Source organism: Amycolatopsis sp. NPDC114484, assembly GCF_055633755.1.
On record NZ_JBVKDQ010000025.1, the window covers coordinates 83,064 to 107,671 of the forward strand.

10 protein-coding genes are annotated in these 24,608 nt (G+C 65.8%); 5 read left to right on the top strand and 5 right to left on the bottom strand.

Translation table 11 applies throughout. From position 1 onward, the window contains the following. The first annotated feature begins 335 nt into the window (after window positions 1–335). Window positions 336–2,912: a hypothetical protein gene (locus tag ACZ7SW_RS38770; RefSeq protein ID WP_470235343.1), complete on the top strand. Its 2,577-nt coding sequence runs from the start codon at window positions 336–338 to the stop codon at window positions 2,910–2,912. Between the two features lie 589 nt (window positions 2,913–3,501). Here ACZ7SW_RS38770 and ACZ7SW_RS38775 read toward each other — a convergent pair. From ACZ7SW_RS38775 to ACZ7SW_RS38785, 3 genes are all read right to left on the bottom strand, one after another. Further along, window positions 3,502–4,836: a hypothetical protein gene (locus ACZ7SW_RS38775; RefSeq protein WP_470235344.1), complete on the bottom strand. Its 1,335-nt coding sequence runs from the start codon at window positions 4,834–4,836 to the stop codon at window positions 3,502–3,504. Between the two features lie 493 nt (window positions 4,837–5,329). Continuing rightward, a complete protein-coding gene (locus tag ACZ7SW_RS38780) occupies window positions 5,330–6,535 on the bottom strand; it encodes an integrase core domain-containing protein (RefSeq protein WP_470235345.1) in 1,206 nt (401 codons plus the stop codon). 458 nt (window positions 6,536–6,993) lie between these two features. Further along, on the bottom strand, window positions 6,994–7,212 hold the full coding sequence (locus tag ACZ7SW_RS38785; protein ID WP_470235346.1) for a hypothetical protein: 219 nt from the start codon (window positions 7,210–7,212) through the stop codon (window positions 6,994–6,996). Between the two features lie 789 nt (window positions 7,213–8,001). Between ACZ7SW_RS38785 and ACZ7SW_RS38790 the strand changes: the two genes are divergently transcribed. Then, on the top strand, window positions 8,002–8,841 hold the full coding sequence (locus ACZ7SW_RS38790; protein ID WP_470235347.1) for an alpha/beta hydrolase: 840 nt from the start codon (window positions 8,002–8,004) through the stop codon (window positions 8,839–8,841). Between the two features lie 461 nt (window positions 8,842–9,302). Beyond that, window positions 9,303–10,355, top strand: coding sequence for a polyprenyl synthetase family protein (locus tag ACZ7SW_RS38795; protein WP_470235348.1), 1,053 nt, complete (start codon window positions 9,303–9,305; stop codon window positions 10,353–10,355). 319 nt (window positions 10,356–10,674) lie between these two features. On the opposite strand, the gene ACZ7SW_RS38800 is transcribed toward ACZ7SW_RS38795, so the two are convergent. Beyond that, complete coding sequence (locus tag ACZ7SW_RS38800) at window positions 10,675–11,250, bottom strand: hypothetical protein (protein ID WP_470235349.1); 576 nt, start codon at window positions 11,248–11,250, stop codon at window positions 10,675–10,677. Window positions 11,251–13,947: 2,697 nt separating this feature from the next. Between ACZ7SW_RS38800 and ACZ7SW_RS38805 the strand changes: the two genes are divergently transcribed. Next, window positions 13,948–22,293, top strand: coding sequence for a toxin glutamine deamidase domain-containing protein (locus ACZ7SW_RS38805; protein ID WP_470235350.1), 8,346 nt, complete (start codon window positions 13,948–13,950; stop codon window positions 22,291–22,293). Next, the gene (locus ACZ7SW_RS38810; RefSeq protein ID WP_470235351.1) at window positions 22,290–22,721 is read left to right on the top strand and encodes a CoA transferase; all 432 of its coding nucleotides are present in this window, start codon (window positions 22,290–22,292) and stop codon (window positions 22,719–22,721) included. The genes ACZ7SW_RS38805 and ACZ7SW_RS38810 overlap by 4 nt, the downstream gene beginning before the upstream one ends. Here ACZ7SW_RS38810 and ACZ7SW_RS38815 read toward each other — a convergent pair. Continuing rightward, window positions 22,718–24,178: an NF041680 family putative transposase gene (locus ACZ7SW_RS38815; RefSeq protein WP_470235352.1), complete on the bottom strand. Its 1,461-nt coding sequence runs from the start codon at window positions 24,176–24,178 to the stop codon at window positions 22,718–22,720. The genes ACZ7SW_RS38810 and ACZ7SW_RS38815 overlap by 4 nt on opposite strands. Window positions 24,179–24,608 lie beyond the last annotated feature (430 nt).

Here is a 24,608-nt window from a genome sequence, read left to right on the forward strand (position 1 = left end):
CGGCGGATGCGGCTTTCGGGAGCGGCGATGACGCATTGTGGCCGCAGTCGTCTATGGCCGCCTCGGACGGCGGGGTGGCGGCAGGACCTTCAGCCCCGTCGGCTCCGGACTTCACCGATGGGTTGCCGAGGTCGGTTCAAGAGTTCCCCTCGCCATGGCGAGGGGCCGCGGGTTCTCCGGTTGGACAGGCGGATCCGGGCCCGGCGCCGGTAACGCTGTCCGGCGGCGCGAGCCCCGACCGCGGTAGCCGGGCCCCGCTGTGGACCCGCGTCAATGACGGTTCGACCGCCAACACCGGCTCGAAGCGTGCGGGCGAGCAAACCCCGGGAGTCGGCGTGCGGCGCCGGAAGCGGGCGAAGTTCGTGCCAGCGGCGGACGCCGGTTCGGAGGCGCCGGGTGTCGCAGCGGCCGACACCGCTCGGCGAGTCCTGGCAGCGGTCGCTGGGCTGCCGGACACCGACGGCGTGGTGCCGGCCGGCGCAGTGGCATTCGTCGGCACGGTGGAGACGCAGGGGGAGTTCACCGGGCTGGTTTTCGGTCCGGAGTCCCGAATCGTGCCGCTTCACGAATTCTATGATTTGCAAGCGGGACACCACGTCTTGGCAGTGCTTACCCCGGCCACGGTGAAACGAGGGGCATGGCAGCTCAAGGCGTACTCACTCGACCCGCAGACCGGGCAGCTCGCGGGCCGTACCGCCGTCGTGGGAACGCCGGAACACGGCGTGAAATACCTTCCAGAGAGTGAGTCGGTCCGTCGCCACGTCCCTCCGATCACCGACCGATCGCTGCAGTACACGCTCAATCTCCAGAAGGGGCTGGCGATCGATCGCCGGGCCGGGAAGGTCTCCTCCGCCTGGTTGCTGCGTGAGCTGTCGAAGGAGGAGTCGGCCGAGGAGAACCGGCTCGGCGCACCGGGCGCGGACGGGAGCTCGCTGTTCGCGGCGCTGCAAGCGCAGCGGGTGCAAATGGTGGTCACCGCGGGGATTGGCGATGCGTTCAAGGCAGCGACCAGCGCCTACCGGAAAGCCCGGGCGGAGCTGGTGACCAAGTTCGGTGCGTACGCGGACGAGGAGAGCACCGAGTCGGTCTCGACCCTGCGGAGCGAACTCGAGTGGATAGGTGCCGTGCTGCACAGCCTGGAATCGGTGCCGTCGCCCGGAGAGCTCTACGCGCTGGCGACCGACTACGGGAAGTTCTATGCCGCGGCTTGGTCGGCGGGTTGGGAAGTCCCCGACGCGGCGGGGTTCTTCGGGCTCAAAGAACCGGGCCGGGACTCCGCGGCGGACAACGCCGGACGGGCGAGGAACTCGGCGGTCGCTCAGCGTGAGTCGTGGGACTTCTTCGTCAAGGGTGCCGCTGAGCTGTCGGTTCTGCCGGACCGCGAGTTTCCGGTGGCGCTGGTGCGGGTGGATCCGGCTGGAAACCTGGTATTGCGGGGCGACCCTCCCGAGCCGGGCGAGGTAGGCCCGGAAGTCGTCGTCAAGCTGCATCGAGAGCTTTCCGGGAAGGTGGTCCGGGTGCAGTACGAAAAGGATTTCCGCACTGTTCGGGTGCACAGCTCGGCAACCGAGGGACCCCAGTGGACGAAGCGAACCAGAACGGGAGCGTCGTTGCACGAGGCGGAAGCGGCTCATCGCCTTGAGAGCCGCCGTCAGCAGGTTCTGGCGGACGCGCATCGGTTGCCGCGGGAGGACCTCGCGCATGCGGTGGCCTTTCCGCACCCGGTGGCGGCGGTGGTGGACGGGTCGCCCGGCACATTGTCGTTCGATACGACGCGAGTCGGGGAGGGAACGGTCGCTGGCGACTTGATGCTGGTTGTGGTCAAACTAGGGCCAGACGGAGAGGGCAGGCGGGTCGAGGTCAGAGAGTTCGATCCGGGGTCCGGCCGCTTCCAGGAGGCGCGCGAGATCGATTCGTTGAAGTTCCCCAGCGAACTGAACGGCTGGATCCAGTCGCAGAACGGATCGTTCATCGACCATTGCAGGTGGCCGGCCCCGGGTTCGCTGGAAAAGGAGGTCGCAGCGCAGGCATCGGTCAGCGAAGAACGGCTGGCACACAATGTCGTCGAAAGCGTCTCTCGGCGGGTTCAGGAGCGGGGCATTTCGGTGGGAGGCGATCGGCGCCAGGATCCCGGGACGGAGTGGGAGGAATTGCTTCGGAAGCTGGAAAAGCCGCCGCCGAATGTCGATCTGGCCTTCGTTCACGACCTGATGAAATCCTACCCGCGTGCACAGCTGCAAGCTGAATCGCCGGGTCATCCTTCCCCGTCCGTCGACGAGATTTTCGGGATGTCCCCAGCGGCATTGGCCTTCTACTTGTCGTTCCCCGCGGACCCGTTCAGTGCACTGCGGGCGCGAGACAGAGTCGTCCCGGACTTCAGCGGGGTGCTGGCCGCGCTGGAAGCGCTGGCCGGTCCGGACGGGACACCGGCCGGCCCGGAGGTGCTGGAGCCGCTGCGCAAAATGGGCATCAACGACACCCGGATGGCAGCGGCGACCGCCGTGCTCGCCCTGAACCAGATCCGGTTGCACGAGATCGCGCTCGACTACCTCAGAGAGGTCGACTATCCTTCTCGTCTGAACCTGGTTTACCGCACGTTGGCCCAGCTCGCGAACAGCGACGGGGACGGTGGCTATCCGCCGGTCCGCAGCATGTTCCCGTTCAGTCGCCTGGCCACGCGCTCGGAGATCGGCGGCGATCGATCCGCAGGACGCATGGTAGACGCGGTTCGTGCCCTCACCGAAAAACGTTTCGGCGACGCCGAGGACCAAGCACTGTCCGCCAGTTTCAAACTGACTCCGAGAACTCGAATTGCGTGGCAGGACATTCTGGCGAAGATCGAGCGCTACTTCAGCGTGCCGGAGAGTGCGCTGGCGCAGGTGCATAGTGCCGCCGGGTTCTGCCCTTCCTGACCGTTCCTCGCCGCGGCGGGACATGCGGCACCCGGCTCGCGTTCGGTCGACGGCGTCTCCGGCGAGCCTGAGACGCCGGAAGCCCAGCGTGTGCCATTCCGGCGGCACCCTGCGGGGTGCCGCCGAGTTTTCGCGGAAACTGTGACGTACGAGGGCGAGGAAGGTTCGCGCGGGGCTCGGCCGTGCGGGTGCCCGGGTGGCTCGCTGCCCGGCCGAGCGGTTGCCGCGCAGGCTGGGCCCGCAGAGGCCGCGGCGCGGCAGACGACCCAAGACCACCGCTCTTGCTGAGGTCTCACCGTCGACGGCGAGCCTGTTCGAGCGGCGCTGCCGTTGTCGGCCAGCCGATCCGGCTCCGGGTTGCGGACATCACCTGTGTCCGCACCTTTCGGAAGGGGTGGATGCGGCGTTCGTCATCGACGTTTTCTCCCGCTTCGTTCTCGGTTGGCAGCTCCGGGCATCGCGGCGGATCGACTGTGCGGTCAGGAACGTCCGGGTCAGCGGTGCGATCGCGCGAACAAATCGGGTCTTGCCGGTCTGGCTCGGCCGTCCGTTGCGGTCAGTGCTGTCAACCCCGATCGAGGCAGCCTGGTCAGGATACCGAGACGGTCGTCGGACGGCAATTCTCGACGATATCTCTTGCTGCATCAATGTCGACCGAGTGGAATTTTTCCAGAACATCGCTCAGTACTGTTTTCCTTCTGATATCGACTAGTTGCTTGACGTCTGATTCGGTCATCCCGGTGATTCCGGAATCGTTGGAAACCGCGACCGGGCATTGGGAAACCCTGGAATCTGACCGCGCGCGTTGGGGGGTGAACAGAAATTTCCGTGCGAGGCCCAGGTGAACTGCTGCGCACCGTGCGACTGATTGATGCAGGGCACGCACGGAGAGCACGGATGCGATCGCGTGCCGTCCGGATTCGGCGGAAGCTGATACGGCTTCGCGGACTATTTCATCCAGAGGTGGCTTACGCAATGCTTTCTCGATCTCTTTAGTTGCGGGTAGAAGCATGAGCGAGTATCGATTTCGTACCTCTTCCACGTATGTCGCCGAGCGTACTCCGAGCATCATGTCACGCGTGATCCACTCGGCCTCATGTGGGCCGCTCGGCGCATCAAGGCTGCCGGTCCACGGGACGCCGTATTGGCGAATTTCATCCATGAAAACGTCGGAAGACATCGCGCCCGCACCATTTTTTGCCTTGGTGAAATCGCGCATCACATCGCTTATTCCATCGATGAAGGCGGTGGCGCTGGCGATCGCCTGGATCGCGGCGTCCGAGGTCGGATCGAGGTTGCCGTGCACTATCTGTCCGATTGCGTCGTTTGCCGCTGAGCCCAGCGCGACGGCACGCTTGAAAAGCTGCCACAGGTTCGCTTCGTCAGTGGTTCCCGTCCAGGTTCTGGTCTTGGTGTCGGAAAAGACGCTGGGTATGACCTTCACGGTCGTTCCGTCTGCCCTGACTGCTACTGTCGGCGAGTTCCACGTGATGATGGACGCAAAAGACTGACGTGGCGGATGTCCGGTGCCCGAGGCGGCGGCCAGGTCGGCATAATACGAGGTGAACCGTTTCCTGTCGTTGCCGACTCGTGCTGAATCCAGTGTGGACCCGACGTGCTGTGCGGTCTTCTTCGCCCCTCGTGCCAGTGCGCTTCCGATGAAACCGAGATCGACTAGCAGCCGGCAGGCTTGGTTGGAGTCGAGCAGGTCGGCCGCGGGCAGCGTAGTCAGCACGCGCGTGTTCAACTCCGTGATCAGGTGTGACAGAGCCAACGACTTGGCCTCGATGGCCGAGGCCCGATTTGGAAGTTGACCGACAACCCAATCGTCAAGCTGCTCAAGATCGGATGCTGCCGTCGATCGGGTTTCGTGTGGCGCGACGCTCGAATCGTGCGCGAAGGGCAAGGCGTCTATGGTGGACATCGCTTATCATTTCTCTGCATTCTTGGACGGTACGGGGGCGGACTTGTCAATGGGCGATGGCGGCTGCTGTGGTGAAATATGACGATCTCATCAGCATCGACCCGAAACTCGTTGGAGGCGATTGTGCGTGAATGAGTCACGGGAAATTTCGCAGGCCGGTCAGGGCCTCCGGGAAGAGCGCGAGTCCCGTCCGGCGACAGTGGAGCATGATGATCACCTTGACCTCTGCGGGAGCACGGCCGAGACCGTGGCATTCGTACGATCGGAGGGAGAGCGGAGACTCTTCGACCGTTCGACTGTGTCGACTGTCTCATCGGAAGGGGCCAGGCGACGGAGACCCGTTCGCGGGAAGGTGTGAACGTCCAGCATGAGGTGAAAATGAGGCAGAGTCCGCTTGCCGGCCTGGCCGGCAATATCGCGCGGGCGGTCGCCTGAATGCGCCGGGCGAACGCGTGCGGTCCCGGCTGGGGCGGCAGGTATCGGGCAGTACCGGTCACCCGCTCGAGCCGGGGCGTCGAGTCGGTGACTGCGCGGGCACCGCCGACCCGGGCGACGGGAAGACCCGGGCACGAGCGGCGGTCGGGGGCTCAGGGGCCAGCCCCCGGTCGAATCCGCTGAGCAGCGGGGTTTCAGCGACGTCAGGGGCGCGGACGGCGCGAACCCCAGCCGCTGGCCGAGGCGGTATCACGGCGGTGTTTCGACACCGGGGACGCTGGCTGTGTGACGACACGATTTGACCGGTCCTGACGGGCGAAGGCCTCTGGTGTGCGTGCGGGTGAAGACCCTCGGATAGGAAGGTCGCCAAGCGCTGTCCTAGCACCCGCCCCGCGTCCGACGGCAGGAAAAGGGCTGAACCCGCAGATCCAGCCCCTCCAGCCGGGATGCCAGGATGTGAACCTGCGACCCGCCGCTCCCAAGCGGGAACGACGTAGCGCAGTGCTAAACCGGCATAACCGATGGTCGGGCATGTGCGGAAATTCGCAAACAGCAGGGTCGCGGAATGATCTTGATACTCCTCGATCGCCATGCATGTGCTGCAGGCAAGTGCAGGGGCGGCGCGGCGAAGTGCCATCACGGCTGTAGGCGCATGCACTCGCGCGGCGAACTTTTTCGAAGGCTCGGACGGGGCTTTCCTCCGCGGGCCGGCGACCGGCGAACGCAAAGGTGACACCAGCGCGCCGATCTCGAGGAACGCGTCCGGTGGCAGCCCTTCGCGGAGGACTCGATGTCCGTTCAGCTGCGCGTCGCGCAGCATGCGGGCGTTGCCGAAGCTCTTGTCGAATGCGCCCGGATGTACTCGGCGGAAAAGGGATTCCCAAATACGCGATACCGAGCCCGTCGCACCAGGTCGGGTCGCGGACACCGCCGTCGTCGTCGACGCACGAGGCGTGCGCGTAACACATCCCCGTTGGTTGAGGTTCACCCCGAACGGTGGACAGGGTCTTACGAGGGGGCAGGCACCCGCCCGGAGTGACTGCTCGAAGGAGTCGGGACTGAGCGTCCCGAGCGCGGAGTGCTGTCGCGCACTGTTGTAGAAACGGATCCAATAGTCAATCGCGGCAACGAGTTCTGTCTTCGTGGCGCAGGCGTTCCTGTAGTAGTGCTCGTGTTTGAACGTCGACCTGAACGATTCCGCCGGGCTGTTGTTCCAGCAGATCCCGGTTGCGCCCAGCAACCTGCGCAGCCGTGCCGGAAGCACGCCTTCGCGGTCAGAGACACACGGCTCCGCGCGGCCACCGCGAATGGCGGCACCTCATCGCGGAGGGGCCTCGGGAGGAAAGGCGAGCCGAGCCGAGGGCGGCGAAGCGGAGCACCGCGCCGTGCGCTGCCTGGCTTCCGGACACCTGCGCTCGATCGTCGTTCGTCAGCCGCCGGGGCGCATCGGAGCCGGCAGTTGACGGAAGAAGGTCCACGCCGTCGTCGAAAGGCCGGCGCGCAGCCGATTCAACGCAGCTCCCGACAGGAGCACGCGCTACCGGACCCGCGCTGGCGCTGCCCGATGCCAAGTACCGCCGAGCAGCGGGTCCGCCGGTCGCACGACCGGTCGGCATGTTCTGGATTCGCCGTACTGCCCAGGCGAGCGATCCGCGCCTGCGGGCTGATGATCCCGGCTCAGCCCCGGTGCCACGGGACTTTCGGTCGACCTCGCCGGTTCGCTCAGGCCGCGCGCCGCTCCTGGTTCGCCGGCCACCGGTCCGTGTGCTCCGTCCGCCGGCTCTGCCGCTCCGCCCGCACGCGCTCGCCGATGGCAAGCGACGTCACGGTCGCGGCCGCCGCACGTGCTTCCTTGGCCAGTTGCTCTTCCTGCTCGGCGACGATCCGCTGGAAGACGTCCTCAGAGAAGATTCCCGCTCGTGCCTCAGCGAAGATGTCCACTCCGGCCTCCCAAGTTCGCGGCGATGCTGTTCTTGCTGACCCGTCCAATACTCGTCCCCGGCTCTTCACGAACTCTTCATCACCTCAGACGACCCTCTGACCTGGTGCAACGGGTCTCAGTCCGCAATCCTGCCGCGAGCGCCCCAAGCCTGTCGGCCGGCTGAGCGCGAACCGTGAAGACCGTGCCCGGCCCGACGAGCAGATCGGGAACGCCCGGTGACCGTCTTCCCCGGAACATCGGCGACGGCCTCGGCGCGCCAGCTTCCGTGGTTACGGTGACGCGATCCGGAGAGGCGCTGAGACGCCGAACCGACCGGACGCGGTGGTCGCCAGTGTCCGGACTGGGAGGCGATCAGTCATGTACGGAAGCAATCACACCGGGCCAGTCCACGACGGACTCCGCGGCTACGCCCGATCTGCGGCTGCGGCCTTCAAACGCCGCGATGTGCTGTCCGCGCTGTCGGAGCTGGCAGCAGGCTGGGCAGTCCTGCGGGAAATCCGGGCTCAACCTGTTTCGCGGACAGCCATTCCCGGCGCGCGTCGCCGCGCAGGGATCCGGCAACGGCGAGGCTGGCCCCTGCCTGGCACGAACGACAGAACCCGCACGGCGGTCTGCCCTTGCGCGACCTGCCGTCCACGCGGGTTTGCCCTCATGTTTGCCGAGCACCCCGCCGAGTGCTCCCGCGGCCATTCCCGGACCTGCCACTGTGGGTGCGCACCTGCCGACCAAACTCCGCGGGGCTGATTCAGCCCACCCGCACACTTCCGGCGGGGAGGAGGCGAGCCCTGATGACGGACGATGACCCGGGCGGACGGGCGCTGGCCGGCGCGGTCCCGGCAGGTCCGGGCGTCGTGCAGCGGCTGGCCGCGGCGATGCGGCTGCCCTTGTGGCATGAGGCGCAGGCATTCCGGCAGCGCTGGGCCATCGAGCATCATCCGCGATGGCGTGCTCCGTCAACGGATTTGCGCGGGTTGCCAGTGCTCCTGGCGGGCGGAATGGGCAGCACCCCCGCGTTGCTGAACCCGCTGCGGGAACTTCTCGAACGGCTGGAGTGCCGTGTCGAAATAGCACCCGTGCGCTTCGGCATGGGTTGCGGCGAGGAGACCGCACGCGCAGTCGAGACTGCCCTCGCTGACCTGACCACGGCCTGCTCAACGCCTGCGGTGCTGATCGCGCACAGCCGCGGCGGCCAGTTCGCCCGCGCGGTCGCGGTCCGGCGGCCGGAGCTGGTGCGCGGCCTGATCACGCTCGGCTCCCCGTTGACCCGGATGTTGGCCGTACATCCGCTCCTCTTGATCCAGATCGCCGCAATCGGAGCGGCCGGCGCGATGGGCGTGCCCGGGCTGCTGAAACCGAGCTGCCGATGGGGTGCCTGCTGCGCCTCCCTGCGGGCCGCGATAGCCGGGCCGTTCCCCGGCACGGTGCGTTTCCTGTCGATCTATTCGCGTGCGGACCGCATCGTGGACTGGCGCAGCTGTCTCGACCCGGCCGCCCGCCACCATGAGGTTGCGGCAAGCCACGGCGGCCTGATCTGGGATCCGGCCAGCCTGGACGCAGTCGTCTCGGAACTCGCCGACCTCGCCGGCGAACCGGTCGGCTCGCGCGGGTCAGCGGAGAGTTGCTGGTAGCCAGCAAACAATTTTCCATCAAGCGCGAAGGTCGACGAGCCTCGGCGCCTCGGGCATCCGCCGTGACTTCCAGCCGCACACCGCCGCCGAAGACCAGCCGCCCGGCTCCACACCGGCATCACCGACGGCATGGCTTCGTGCGGCCAGGCCGGGAATTCCGGCATCCGCCCAGTTCGCAAGCCCCGCCGCAGTGCAGTTCAGCTAATCATTCTGCCCAAATTTCTTGAGCGCAGAAGCCAAGCCAAGCGTTTAATCAGGCCACTCCGGACACGCCGTGCCGACCCAGGTTCCCTCACCGGGGATTGCGCCAGACAGCACGGAACCGCCGGAGCAGATGTCAGCCAGCGGCGAGAGGAGGGCAGCAAGGTGACCTTCGGATCAATTCCCCTCGTACCAAGGTCCTGCTGCCCGGGCCCTCTCGCTTGACGGATCGCCCCCGGACCCGAGATCGAGGTTGTGCTGTGGTGACAGAACTGGCAGCAGCCGGGCCGGACCGGCTCGCGGTGCGCCCAGGCGACAAAGACCGCTTCATCGAAGACCTGGTCGTCCCGGAGCTGCGGCAGGCTCTGAGCCGACTGCATCCGGAGCTCGCAACCATTGCGGCATATCACTGCGGGCTGTCGGATCATGCGACCGCCCGGAGCGGGTTGGCGGGCGGTAAGATGTTCCGGCCTGCGCTCGTATTCCTGGCGGCGGACTCGGCCGTGGCAGTCGCGCCGGACCGCCCGTCCGACGCGGTGGTGACCGGCGCTGTCGCGGTACAGCTCGCGCACGAGTTCACCTTGCTCCACGACGACATCATGGACGGCGACCGGACTAGGCGCGGCCGCCCGGCAGCGTGGACCCTGTGGGGAGTCGATCGGGCCCTGTTGTGCGGTGACGCATTGCTGGCCCTCGCGACAGCTCAACTGGTCGCGCATCCACGGTGCGCGAGGATGCTGGCGGACACGGTGCTTGCCTTGTGTTCCGGGCAAGCCGATGACCTCGCCCGCGTTTCGCGACCGGATGTGACTGTCGCGCATTGGGAGCGCATGGCGGCGGGAAAGACCGGCGCGCTGCTCGGAGCGGCCTGCCAGCTCGGTGCGGCGCTTGCCGGTGCGGACCAGCAAACAGCCGAACTGTTCCGCGGCATCGGCGCCGATCTGGGTCTGGCCTTCCAGTCCATCGACGACTGGATCGGGGTGTGGGGCGACTCCGAGGTCGCCGGAAAGCCGGTCGGCGCCGACCTGATCGCACGGAAACGCAGTCTCCCGATCGCCATTGCGCTCGACCTTCCCGACATCAATGCCGAGATCGGCGCACTGCTCGCGGATCGGGACGACGACCTGGACGAACGCGACGTCGTGAAGATCATCTCTGTGCTCGACAGGGCCGACGTGGGCGCCCGCACCCGTCATCGCGCCGATCAGTACCTGAACCGGGCCCAGAGCGCCCTCGATTCGCTGATGCTCGGCCCCGGGACTCGCGCACGGTGGGACGAGCTGATCGGCCTCTTGGCCCGCCGCACCAGCTAACTGTCCAGCCACTCGATGCCGCCAGAAGGATCGGAAGGAAAGGGTATGCCGTGGTCGTGGCTCGGACCGACGCCGAACGGATGATCAGCGAACTGGGGCGCCGTCAGCCAGGACCTGTATGCGATCTGCTGCAGGAGCACCCGGAGACGATCAAGGGATCCGCTGCCGGCAGTGAGCGGCTTCGGCGGCGCGGACGCCTGCCTGCTTCGTCGCCGGGCAAAGCCAGTGCGACTGCCAGCTGTGCCCACGAGGTACCCGGGCCACGGCCACTGACGCGCCGTCCGCACGCCTCGGACGAGCGGCCGTCTCCGCCAGCCGTTCAGCTGGCACGCCGGCCCCGGATGAACATCACCACAGCCCCGATCAGGATGATGCCGCCAAGCACGCCGAACACGATGCCGAGATACTGGGCGAAGCCCCAAGGTGCGCTTGTCAGACCAGGCAGTTGGTTCTCCAACTCGACGACCGGCGTGTCCCCGAGCCGGTATTTGACCCTCTGACCGACGACCTGGGACTTGGACGAGAAATCGGAGTACCAGCCCGCTGGGTCGGAATTCCCGACGCTGGTCCTCGGGAAATGTCGAGTGCCCACGATGTGGGTGCTGCCGTCAGCGCCCGTGAACGTCAGTTCCATCTCCGCGACCTCGGTGAGGCCATCGGTGTTAGTCCAGATCTTCGCCCGCGCGTCGGTGACGACCCCGCTCAGCCCGGTGGCCTGTAATTCCTGGCCCGTGTTTCGCCCGGATTCCACCCCGTTGAAGACAGCGCGACCGAACCACAGGAACGCCAGGCCGAACAGTGCGACGATGATGACGACAGCTTTGGAGGCCCTCCGGGGCCGGCGTGCGGCCGGCTGGAGCGGTTCGCGAGGGGGCGGGGCGGGGTAGTAGGCCATGCAAACAAGCATAGAGACAGTCCATTGCGAGCATGAGCATTCCACGCCCGGACACGACCCTGTCCAGACACCTGTACCGACACCGCCACGGCAAGACGGTCAACCATGCTGGGCAACCGGTGGGCGGCCCAGACCTCCTGCATGCATCACCTGACGGTGGGTAGTTGCGCCGAAGTCGCGGCTCGGATGGCCAGGCTCCCGGCACAATCGCAAACGAGAGGCGTGTTTGTTCACGCTGATCGAAACGCCGGTTCTCTGGGGGTGCCAGCGTGCGCCGGAGTCTGACGCCACCCAGGCCGGACACTCAGCCGAAGGGCAAGCTGACCAGCGGAAACCGCCACGACAACCAGCGAAAGGACACTCATCCGGGCCCGTGGAACCCGGCAGCCAATCCGCTGACACGGGCGGTCGACCACACCCGCCAGCCCGACGCGATCCGGAAACCCCAATCCGAACCCGCACACGCCAGGCCGCAACCCCGGCGAAAGATCGAGGTTAGCGGGGGATTTCCCCTGTCTTTTCCCGCGTTCCTCGCTCAACAGTGTCCGAACTCGGCAACCGGGACTCTACTGCGAAGGAAAGGTCGGGTGAGCCGTAGCTCTTGCTTGACGACGTCAGCGCTGTTCTGGTCGGCAAGGTGAGGCGGCGGTGTTCAGCATCGGCGCGGCTTATCACGGAGGCAATGCGAAGATTCAATCCGTTGCGAGACGAGGGAGAGGTGACGCAGAACTGCTCTTGAGGGCTGAGTGTGCGCCCGAGGTTCCGTCCGGAGCCGCGCGAATGGTGCCCGGCGGGCTGTCACGATCGTGCTGGGCCCTCGGTCAGCGCTGCCGGGCCTTGTCTTGAGCGGGCTCTCCCGGGAAGCGCTGATTCACGGTGGTTGGTGTTCTACTGTCAGTCATGGTGTCACTTTGACCTGACAGCACAGGATCCGACAGGGGTTTTGGTGACGACATGATCTTTGCTGCTCCGGCGGATCTCCAGAAGCGGCTGTCGGCATGGCTGGGCCAGCAGTAAGCCGGCAAAGTAGTAAAGTCCGCAGTCGCGGATTTGCCTTGAGCCGCGGAACGCGGGCAGGTGCGGGGCAAGCGTTCGGGTGCGAGTGTCGGATATGCCGAGAACATGATATCGAGAAAACCGGGCTATTCGATCAATTGCCCTCGCGAGGAGCTGGAGAGGCACCTGCGAGGTGTGTCTCGCCGGTGACCAGAACGCAAATCCAGCCATTCGTTGTGTTGAAAAAGCGCAGTGCGGAAGAAGGAGTCTTCCGATGGTTTCCCGCAAGGTGGCCGGATGTGAGAAACAGGCTTATGGGCGCCGACGCGTCCCCCGTGATCCTGTTGTCGCGAGGAAGTGTGAAGTTCTCGAGGTGGAGTGCGGTTCAAAGCGGCAAAACCTCGTTGAATGGGTGCGTCAAATACATTGGTGATAGTCGGCTTAGGAATCTGAAGGAGATCTGGAACGCGCTGCGGGAGGATCTTGATCAGGCATGCTCGCCGGACGGTAGCGAAGGGACTGGATGAGGTGCGTTCTGAGTCTGACGGGAATTCGCGGGGTCCCGATAGGATGGATTTAAGCGATTCTTCGACGTGGGCCGCGGGTGCTGATTCTTCAGCTTCTGTCGATCGGGTTTTGTTCGCGGGCCAATTTGGCCAGTTTGATCCTGGGCACGAGCCCACGGAGGACCAAGCTGTTGCGCTTCGCGCGAGGTACCGCCGGAAGGCTATTGTCACTCCTGCTGATGGCGATTGTTTGCCGAATGCTTTTCTGGCTTCGGATCCGGATTTGCCTCGTCGGTTTCGTTCAGTTCGCGATGTTCGCCTCGCCTTGGTTAGGCACATGTGCGACCGTGCTGACAATTTTCTGGCCTTCAGTGACGGATTCAACCCGGCGCTGGATCGGGCGGCTGCTGTAGCGGAATACCGCCGGCGCGTGCAAGAACTAAGGACGCCAGGCGTTTACATGACTTCTATGGCTGACATGGTTCCTGCCGCGCTGGCCGATATGGCGGGCGTGCGTTTGACGATCTTGCATGAGGACGGGGTCGAGCTTGAGGAGCGGACGTTCGGGCCGAGGGACGGGCGTCCGGTGGTACTTCTGTACCGGGACATTGCTGGCGGTCATTACCTCGGTACTCGTGTCCTGTCCGAGTCGGAGCAGCGGTCGGGCCAGGGGCGGGGGGGCGGGGCTCGGCAACTCCCTAGTCGGCCGTATGACCCGGTCCGGGAGTCGCTTTCCTCTGCTAAATCGGGTCAGCTGGGGGGTCCGGCACCGGTATCGCAGGAGTTGGCGAGTAGAAAGCGACCTGCGGACACGTCGCCTCCGCGGGATTCGAGAACGCGGCCCGGTGCGGTGTCGGACCCGCCGCGCCCGGTGATGCCGGATTCGTTGAAAGACTGGCTGCCCAATGCCGATGGCACTGGGCCGCAGACATTCTTGGCGAAGTTAGCGGAACTGAAGAATAACGGAGATTTGCCCGACTCCTTCACGATGGATCCTCCTGTGCCGGCAGGAGGGCACTGGCCCTTGAGGAGGAGGAGTGATGCGGTGGAGTGGGCCCACACGTGGGTGTTGGGATTAAAGACACAATTCACAGCCGCACAGGCGGCGCAGAGGACTGGCCGCCTGGTCACTGAGCCAAAGATCCTTAACTTGTGGAATAATATCGCTGTGGCCCCGCCGATGCTTGGTCAGGGCGTGGGTGAAGATCATTCATCGAACGTAGGCGAAGCGCCTCAAGAATCAGCTGAAGTCCCGTTCGGTGAAAGGGGTAAGCGCCGGTTCTTTGGGAACCAGGCGAACAGTGAAGTCGATTATCCGAAATGGGTTTTCGGGGACAAGGAAGCGTGGATCTACAAGTCCGTGCACCGTGGGACGTTGGTTCCGGTCGACTGGATGGACGATGTTTTTCCCTGGCGAAGCTTCCTCGACCCTTTCCAGCGGGTCGCTGAGCCATACGCCGACGGGGACGGCCGGGTCGCTGAGGGCGTCAAAGCGTCGATCGCGGTTATGCTTGACTCCAAGAGGTATTTCAAGCGGCTTGCTTCGGACGCGTCCAATGGTCGGCTTTCCGTCTCGAGCGGGGGGTTGGAAGCGCTGTGGCCGAAATTAGAACAGAGCACGCTTGCCGAGATTCAGCGGTTGGTCAAGGAGGCGCCAGCGGATCGGCGTCTCGTCAAGGCGAAACAGCTCAGGTCTGAGCATCTCCCGTCTCACGAGAGAATATTGGCGGGGAAATACGGACTGTTCTTGGCCGTTGACGAGGTGGAGCCAGGGGACCTCTTGCCTTTGGACCGGATCCGGAAAGAGGACTTGCCGCTGTTGAGCAACGGCAGGATTCTCGGCGTGTATACCGGAGCATTGCTGCGCACTGACCAACAAGTGGAGGTCTGGAAAAAAGACAATCCGTTGTTCCCGGACTATGTCATCGATGTCGGCGGGGACGACGAGATGTGTGCATCGCGGGCCGCGAACTCAATGGCGTTTGCCAATACCGCGCGGCTGCCGAACTCCACCGAGACCGACCAATCGCGAATCAATGCACAGTTCGTAAGATTCAAGATCCGCATGACGACGGCACCGCATCCGGTAACCGGCAAGAGCAGGCAGGTCTGGCAGCGGATTGCGGTCATGGTCGCATTTGACAATCTCGTGGGGCCGGACAATCCGTATGGCATGGTCATCGCGCACTATGGCCCGCATCAGGGCGGGATGTTCGATGCGGTCGAGATCAAGAACGAAGAGACGGCGGAAGACGACATCCGTGCGTATCTGGACGGGTTGAAGACTGCGCATGCGGCGGTTCATGCGCACCCGATCCCGCAGTCCGCGGTGCCATGGGCGATGCCGGTGGGACGGTCGGCGGTGACGGCGACCGGCGCGAGCGGGGAGCCGGTCGCGACGGTGCGAGCGTCGACCGCGCGACGTCGGCGCGCGGGCTTGCCGGGTCGTGGCCGGGTCGTGGTGGAGACGGCGGGGCATCCGCCGTTGGAGGTGGAGTGGATCGATCGGCTGGAGGGCAGGGTAGAGCTGTCGACAGTCGGAGTCGAATGGGTGCTGGACGCTTCGGGGCGGCTGCTGTCCGAAGAGGTCGACCTGCCAACGGAAGGGGAGTATGGCCACGACCTCGTCGTCCGCTATGACGGCACTACCGGGCAAACGCTGCTGACCGACCACGATCAGCCCGCGACCGAGTTCAGTGCAGAACGGCAACCGGACGGCGGATGGGTGCTGATCGAGACGCTCGGTCGATACGAGGGGCACGTACGTGAATACGATCGATTCGGCCGGATCCGGCCTGGCGGAATCGATGCCGATCAGGCCGCCTCGGCCGAGGTGCGGGAGCGGGAGACGTTGGAGCAGGTGCGCACCTACGGGTCACGAGGTGTTCAGCGTCCCTCGGACCGTGCTCAAAAGGCGCTGGAGAGAGCGTTTCCCCGTGGTGAAGACGCGCGCGAGTTCAAGGTGCATCCGCCCGTGTGGCAAGCTAAGGGGAAGAAAAAATTACCGCAGTGGATTGCGAAAATCAATCCGAAGAAAGACAGTCCGGGCTTCCGTGACGACAACTGTCTCGACGTGGCATTGGCGTTTGAAGAAGGATGGCGAGGGCGCCCCGTCGTGGCCGCCGCGTTGTTCGAAGAGTTCACGTCCAAAGGTGATCCGGTTGTGCCGCACGAGTCGCTTTCGAAAGTGGACCGATACGCGGGAAAGCACCAGGACTACGAAGGGGACCAGCTGGCCGCGCTGCGCCGGGTAGAAACCAAATTGCGAAGCCTGGGGCCTGGAGCCAGTGCCATAGTCACTTTCAGATACCAGGACATCGACAAAATCTGGCACGGCCATGCGATCAATGTGGTGAATGACCGCGGGCACATCGCGTATGTCGATTGCGAGAGCCAAGACGTATGGGTGGACGATCCTGGATTGCCGGAGACCTTGTATGGTGCCACTGAAGAACTCAGCTTTCACATGTTCAATATCACGGACTTGGACTCCTACGTATTCGATCCGCGCGGAAGCTCGGTGTTCTACCAGCTTAGCTCGGGCGAGAGCCTGTCATCGGCAGTGGCCCGCTTGGTCGGGCGGAGCGGGTCGCCGGGCGGTGACGGCGAGGGCGTTTTCGGATCCGTTGGGAGTGCGGAAAGTCCGGGTATTGGCGCGGTAGCGGCGGATGGAATGACTGGCGAGGTGGTTGGGTCTGTGGCTAGTTCGTCGTCTGCGGGCCTCGTCCCGCAGGCGACGGCCCCGCCTCGGAGCCCGGCTGTTTTAAGCGGGTCGACGATTCCTGATTCGTTGCCTAGCAATGGGATGTTGTGGTGGCTGGGGGTTCCTTGGTCGACGGCGGCGACGTTGCGGGACTATCTGATTAGTGAGCCGTTGACGCCGGAGGGGCTGCGGAAGTTTTTGGAAAACCGCGGCATGTCCTACAAAAAGATGCCTCCGGTCGTGAGGGAATACGTCCGAGAGTGGATTCGCGGTTTTCCCGGTATCTCGGCGGGTGTGGTTGCTAAGAATTCCGGGTTTGCCTCGGTGTCGAGTGTGCAACATTGGCAGCAACTCGATCAAGAGCGTGGCGTGCCGCCGGTTGAACCCTGGCCTGATAATTGGATGAATCTGGTGCCGGTGGACAGCGGCCATTGGGTGTCGTTCGACGAGTTGACGGCGGGGGTGAACGAGGAGTTGGAGAGGAGGGCGCCCGGCGGTGAGGTGCGGGTCGGGCTAGGCGAGGTGAAGATTTACTACCGTCGATTCGTGGAAGATTGCGAGGCTCGGCGTTCGGGGGTGTGGGGTGTGGCCCAGGGTCAACTGGTGGAGCGGATTGCTGATGCGGCGGTGGAGGAGGCCAGGCGATTGCCGTCGGACAGCGGGGCGGGGCCGGCGACGCGGGTCGGCGTGGGGGGCATGAGGGTCGGGCGGAGCGGGTCGCCGGGCGGTGACGGCGAGGGCGTTTTCGGATCCGTTGGGAGTGCGGAAAGTCCGGGTATTGGCGCGGTAGCGGCGGATGGAATGACTGGCGAGGTGGTTGGGTCTGTGGCTAGTTCGTCGTCTGCGGGCCTCGTCCCGCAGGCGACGGCCCCGCCTCGGAGCCCGGCTGTTTTAAGCGGGTCGACGATTCCTGATTCGTTGCTTAACGTCGGGAAGTTGCCTAAAGTCGGGATGTTGTGGTGGCCGGGGGTTCCTTGGTCGACGGCGGCGACGTTGCGGGACTATCTGATTAGTGATCCGTTGACGCCGGAGTGGCTGCGGAAGTTTTTGGAAAACCGCGACATGTCCTATAAAAGGATGCCTCCGGTCGTGAGGGAGTACTTCCAAGAGTGGACTCGCGGTATTCCCGGTATCTCGTCGGTTGAGGTTGGTAGGAATTCCGGGTTTGCTTCGCTGTCGAGCAGTGTGCAAGGTTGGCGGCGACTCGATCGAAAGCGTGGCGTGCCGCTGGTTTATCGCTTTCCTGATAATTGGATAAATCTGGTGCCGGTGGACAGCGGCCATTGGGTGTCGTTCGACGACCTGACGGCGGGGGTGAACGAGGAGTTGGAGAGGAGGGCGCCCGGCGGTGAGGTGCGGGTCGGGCGAGACGAGGTGAAGATTTACTACCGTCGATTCGTGGAAGATTGCGAGGCTCGGCGTTCGGGGGTGTGGGGTGTGGCCCAGGGTCAACTGGTGGAGCGGATTGCTGATGCGGCGGTGGACGAGGCCAGGCGATTGCCGTCGGACAGCGGGGCGGGGCCGGGGCCGCGGGTCGGCGTGGGGGGCATGAGGGTCGGGCGGAGCGGGTCGCCGGGCGGTGGCGGCGAGGGCGTTTTCGGATCCGTTGGGAGTGCGGAAAGTCCGGGTATTGGCGCGGTAGCGGCGGATGGAATGACTGGCCAGGTGGGTGGGCCTGTGGCTAGTTCGTCGTCTGCGGGCCTCGTCCCGCAGGCGACGGCCCCGCCTCGGAGCCCGGCTGTTTTAAGCGGGTCGACGATTCCTGATTCGTTGCCTAGCAATGGGATGTTGTGGTGGCTGGGGGTTCCTTGGTCGACGGCGGCGACGTTGCGGGACTATCTGATTAGTGAGCCGTTGACGCCGGAGGGGCTGCGGAATAATTTGGAAGACCACTACAGGACCTTCAGTGAGATGCCTCAGGTCGTGAGGGAATACGTCCAAGAGTGGACTCGCGGTTTTCCCGCTGTCCCGGCGGGTGAGGTTGCTAAGAATTCCGGGCTTGCTTCGGAGCCGAGTGTGCGACGTTGGCGGCGACTCGATCAAGGGCGTGGCGTGCCGCCGGTTGAACCCTGGCCTGATAATTGGATGAATCTGGTGCCGGTGGACAGCGGCCATTGGGTGTCGTTCGACGATCTGACGGCGGGGGTGAACGAGGAGTTGAAGAGGAGGGCGCCCGGCGGTGAGGTGCGGGTCGGGCTAGGCGAGGTGAAGATTTACTACCGTCGATTCGTGGAAGATTGCGAGGCTCGGCGTTCGGGGGTGTGGGGTGTGGCCCAGGGTCAACTGGTGGAGCGGATTGCTGATGCGGCGGTGGACGAGGCCAGGCGATTGCCGTCGGACAGCGGGGCGGGGCCGGGGCCGCGGGTCGGCGTGGGGGGCATGAGGGTCGGGCGGAGCGGGTCGCCGGGCGGTGGCGGCGAGGGCGTTTTCGGATCCGTTGGGAGTGCGGAAAGTCCGGGTATTGGCGCGGTAGCGGCGGGTGGAATGACTGGCCAGGTGGGTGGGCCTGTGGCTAGTTCGTGGTCTGCGGGCCTCGTCCCGCAGGCGACGGCCCCGCCTCGGAGCCCGGCTGTTTTAAGCGGGTCGACGATTCCTGATTCGTTGCCTAACATTGGGATGTTTTGGTGGCCGGGGGTTCCTTGGTCGAGGGCGGCGACGTTGCGGGACTATCTGATTAGTGATCCGTTGACGCCGGAGGGGCTGCGGAATGATTTGGAAAACCGCGAAAAGTCCTTCGGATCGATGCCTATGGTCGTGAAGGAATACGTCCAAGAGTGGATTCGTGGTTTTCCCGGTGTCCCGGCGCGAGCAGTTGCTAAGAATTCCGGGTTTGCTTCGCTGTCGAGGAGTGTGAACGGTTGGCGGCAACTCGATCAAGAGCGTGGCGTGCCGCTGGTTTATCGCTGGCCTGATAATTGGATAAATCTGGTGCCGGTGGACAGCGGCCAGTGGGTGTCGTTCAACGATCTGACGGCGCGGGTGAACGAGGAGTTGAAGAGGAGGGCGCCCGGCGGTGAGGTGCGGGTCGGGCTAGGCGAGGTGAAGATTTACTACCGTCGATTCGTGGAAGATTGCGAGGCTCGGCGTTCGGGGGTGTGGGGTGTGGCCCAGGGTCAACTGGTGGAGCGGATTGCTGATGCGGCGGTGGAGGAGGCCAGGCGATTGCCGTCGGACAGCGGGGCGGGGCCGGGGCCGCGGGTCGGCGTGGGGGGCATGAGGGTCGGGCGGAGCGGGTCGCCGGGCGGTGACGGCGAGGGCGTTTTCGGATCCGTTGGGAGTGCGGAAAGTCCGGGTATTGGTGCGGTAGCGGCGGATGGAATGACTGGCGAGGTGGTTGGGTCTGTGGCTAGTTCGTCGTCTGCGGGCCTCGTCCCGCAGGCGGCGGCCCCGCCTCGGAGCCCGGCTGTTTTAAGCGGGTCGACGATTCCTGATTCGTTGCCTAACGTCGAGAAGTTGCCTAAAGTCGGGATGTTGTGGTGGCCGGGGGTTCCTTGGTCGACGGCGGCGACGTTGCGGGACTATCTGATTAGTGAGCCGTTGACGCCGGAGGGGCTGCGGAATGATTTGGAAAACCGCGAAAAGTCCTTCGGATCGATGCCTCCGGTCGTGCAGGAATACTTCGAAGAGTGGACTCGCGGTATTCACGGTGTCCCGGCGAATGAGGTTGCTGAGTATTCCGGGTTTGCTTCGCTGACGAGGAATGTGCAAGGTTGGCGACGACTCGATCAAGAGAGTGGCGTGCCGCGGGTTTATCGCTTTCCTGATAATGATAATTGGATGAATCTGGTGCCGGTGGACAGCGGCCATTGGGTGTCGTTCGACGATCTGACGGCGGGGGTGAACGAGGAGTTGAAGAGGAGGGCGCCCGGCGGTGAGGTGCGGGTCGGGCTAGGCGAGGTGAAGATTTACTACCGTCGATTCGTGGAAGATTGCGAGGCTCGGCGTTCGGGGGTGTGGGGTGTGGCCCAGGGTCAACTGGTGGAGCGGATTGCTGATGCGGCGGTGGAGGAGGCCAGGCGATTGCCGTCGGATAGCGGGGCGGGGCCGGGGCCGCGGGTCGGCGTGAGGGGGTTTGGGGGCATGAGGGGCGGGCGGAGCGTGATGGTGGCGGGTGTGCGCGAGTCGTCGTCGGCTGCGGGCGAGTCGTCGTCGGCTGTGGGGGGTGAAGCGTTCGCGCGCTTTGCGATGGGGGAGGGTGCGGGTGCTGCGTGGGAAGAGTCAGTGCGGAAGGCCGCGGGGACGCCGTGGTGGCCGCCGGAAGGGGGCAAGGGTGTGGTGGAGGGGTGGCTGGGGGTGATGGCGGCGGTGGCAGCGGAACGGTTTGCCGGGTTGGGGGCGGCTGGGGCGGAGGGGGTGGTGAAGAAAGCCGTGGAAGTGGTGTCGGGGTTGTTCCTGGTGCCGTTGGTGGTGCAGGGGAGCGGGAGTGCGGCGACGCGGCGGTGGCGAGAGGTGGTGAATGACGTGGAGTTCGTGGTGGGGTTGCAGTGGCTTGAACACGGGGGGGCGGCGGCGGTGGCGCTCGCGCGGGAGCTGGCGGGGAGGCTGCGCGGAGGGGGAATGGGCATGGACCTGCCGGTCGCGGAGGCACGACTGTGGGTGCGCGAGCACGGCCGGGTGGCATTGAAGGATCTGGTGCCGGCGGTGTACCGAGCGGCCAGGGAGGTGCTGTCAGGGGAAACGCGAGCACGGCCCACGGCGGACGAGATCGCCGTTCTCTACGCGGGCTTCGGGCCGGAGGCAGGCAGGCTGACCGAACGCCAGATCGCGGAGCGGGTGGTCTGGCGATGGCTCTACATCAAGGGAGCGCGGAGAGACCCGAGCATCCCGGAAGCCAGCCCTGATCGCAGGGAGGTCGAGGGAGGAGACTTCTCCCGGCGGTCGGCGAGCCTCGCCGCCGGCCCGGCTGTGGAACGGTTCTCCGAGGACAACATGCCGAGGGGGACCGGTTCCGGTCCCCCTCGGCTGCCGGCGCTCCCGGGCGATTCAGCCGAAGGGTCGCCGGCCGGCCGGGAGATCCTTTCCGGTGCCCGCGCGCTCGGTTCCGGGGCGCGGCGCTCTCTGGGATCGAGGCCGTCCGCGGGCGCGCGACGATCCGGTGGGGCGGGCGTGAGCGGCGTGGTTCGCGGGAAGGGTGATGCCGGGACGTCCGTGCTGGACGCATGGCATTCCGCAAGGGCGGAGCGGGGAGGCGACGCCGGGGGGATGCCAGTGGGGACGGTCTTCGGGGTGTCGGAGGTGATGGCGAGGTTCTTCGCGGCGTTGCCAGGTGATCCGTTCTCGGCGCTGCGGCGCCGGCACCAGGAAGTTCCGGATTTCACGGCGGCGCGAGCGGTTGCCGATAGCCGTCCTGGGCTGCTCGCCGGTCCGCAGGCCCTGCGGGGGCTGCGGCGCCTGGGGACCAGCCAGGACCAGCTTGTCGTGGGCGCGGTGCTGCTGCGGTTGAGCGAGCTGGGGTTTCGCGATCTGGTTTTCGGTTATCTGGAGGAGGTTTCCCACCGGGCCCGGAACGAGCAGGTGGACGGCCTGCTGGCCTCGACGGTGGTCAGCAATGTGGGACAAAGGCGGCCGGTGGCGATGGAGGTGGGAGATCTGCGGCATCTGCTGGTGCGGGCGGCACATCGCAGCGAGGCAGCGAAGGGCTGGATGCTCGGGTCGCTGCACCATGCGCTGCAGGGCCGGACGGCTGCTGCGATAGCCGAGGTCAGGAAAGCCAAGACGATGCTGCCCGATCGGCTTCCCTGGATCGTGATCCTGGACAACATCGCGCAGTACCGGCCGGACCTCGCGGACTTGTCTTCCGTTCTGCAGAGGAAACTCAGCGACTGCCGCGTGACTTGACCGGCCGCGCCGGCGCGGTGGTGCAGAACCTCCGGCCCGGGGTGATGGATCGGCTCGGATTCGGGCCGGCGCGGGTGCGCGAGGTCAATCCGCGGGTGGTGTATCTGTCGGTGACCGGGCACGGCGGTTCCGGACCGTCGCGGCACCGGCCGGGCTACGACGTCGCCGCGCAGGCGGACGGCGGCATCATGGCGATCGCCGGGGAATCCGGAGGCGATCCGCAGCGGGTCGGCTTCACCGTCGTGGACGCGGCTGCGGCGAGCAGTGCGGCGCAGGCGATTCCCGCGGCCCTGTTCCGGCGGGAGCGGACCGGGAAGGGCGACGACAGCGAGGTGTCTCCGATCGGGGTCACGATTCATCCGCGAGGCACCGTCTGGGCGGAGTACGACGGGACCGGCGTGCTGCCGTTCCCTCAGCTTGTCGTTTAAGTGGTGCGTCGGGGTTTAGTGCCCTTCTTGTGGTGTGCGGGTCGTGTGTGTGCCTGACCGGTGGCCAGGACGAGTCCGACGTCGAAGCGTTGCGCGGCAACGGAGTTCTTCGAGCCAACGGGACGGCCTGGTCCCGGTCGGGTGGGTTTCGGCGCCGCCGCTGGGCGTGCGGTTTTCGTGTGGATGTTGCGGAACCCGCGCCGGACCCGGGCCGGGGTCAGCCTGGCCGGTTCGGCAGGACGCTCCCAGGGGCGGCGCAGATCCGCGACCAAGGACCGGGCCAGCCGGAGCTGGGCGCAGACGGCGATCATCAACCAGGTCCAGCGGTCGGCGGCCTCCGGGCTGCGCAGCCGGGGCCGGGGCCGGCCGAGCGTCTGCTTCGGCAGGCGGAAGGTGTGCTCGATGTCGAAGCGTCGCAGGAACATGTGCCAGCAGCAGTCGACCTCGGCCGGGGTGGCGTCGACATCGGAGAACCACAGCCAAACCGGCTTGTTCGCCCCGCCGCTGGGCAGGCGCTCGACACGAAGCCGAATCACGGTGCCCTCGATGATCGGCAACGGCCCGTCGTGACCGGCCCACGCGGCCCGGCTGGTCAGCCTGGGGTGCAACCGGTTCCACGCCTGCGCGGTCGCTGTCCCGTAGAGGCGCGTGTCGGTGCTGGTCACCGCGTGTTCAGCGCCCCAGGTCTCGGAGTCGCCGAACACGAACTCGCCACCGTGCCTGGGCGGCCGGCCGTTGGCGCCGGGCGCTCGCGGCGGGACCGGGCGGCGCAGCACGCGATCCGAGCGCATCCGCCCCAGGATCCGCACCGGCAGATCGGCGAGCAGGTGGGCGATGCGCGGCGCGTCGTAGCCCGCGTCGAGGACCACGAGGACGTCCGGGTCGCCTTCTCGCCACTGGCCTGCGGCGATGAGCCGGCCGACGACGTCGCGGATCTGCTCGGTGGTCACCGCGGCGACGTCGGCGCCGGGCAGCAGCCGGATCGCGTCGAGCACCGCGGTCCACGAGGTCCGACCAGTCTCCAGGGCCGCGACGACGGAATACGGCCAGCCGGGGATCATGCGGTGCTCGTCCTTGCCTCGCCCGCAGGTGTGACAGAAGGAGCGGTCCGGGCAGGTCGCGCCGTCGGGCCGCAGCCACGGGGAGACATCCACCGCCAGCACCAGCCGCCCGCCGGCGGCCCGGGGCAGCGGAAGCCCGGACAACACGGTCCGCAGCCGGTCACCGTCGATCCGGCCGTTGTTGATCGCGTCGTACAGGCCTCCGTGACCGCGCCGATGCTCCGGCGCGAGGGACAACCCGACCAGCGACCGGACCGGACCGTCCGTGCACAGCACCGTGTCCGCCAGCTCGAACAGCCCATCCGCCCGCGCGGCCAGGCAGTCGTAGAACTCTTGCCGGAACCGGTTCAGGTCCCCGAACGCTCGCCGTCGATCGACATCATGCACACTGATCACGCAGCCCTTGGATCCATCTTCCTTCTGTCGCAAGAGGAATCATCGACCAAGGGCTGCGCTCATGATCAACTGGGGTGCACGTCGTCGACTGGGTCCTTAAACGACAAGCTGAGAGGGTGTTGCGAAACCCGGTGGCGTGGTCGGGTGTCGGCGGTGATTACGGCGTGGCGTGGCGAGGTGCTCATTGGGCGGGTGCGTCCAAGCCGCCACGTAACACAAGGGCCTTAACAACTGACCGCCCGGGTTTCACAACACCCTCGAAGGGAAACGGGCAGCCGACCTTGGGTCCGGCGGCAACAGCCGGCCAGCAGCCGGCCACGCCGGTCGCGTTTCCGGAGTCGTGCGCTGGCTAGCGGCAAGCGCTCATCTCGACGCTGAGGGCCCGCTGTGCGCGGTCGCTGATGAGTTGTGTCTCGTTGAGACGGGCCAT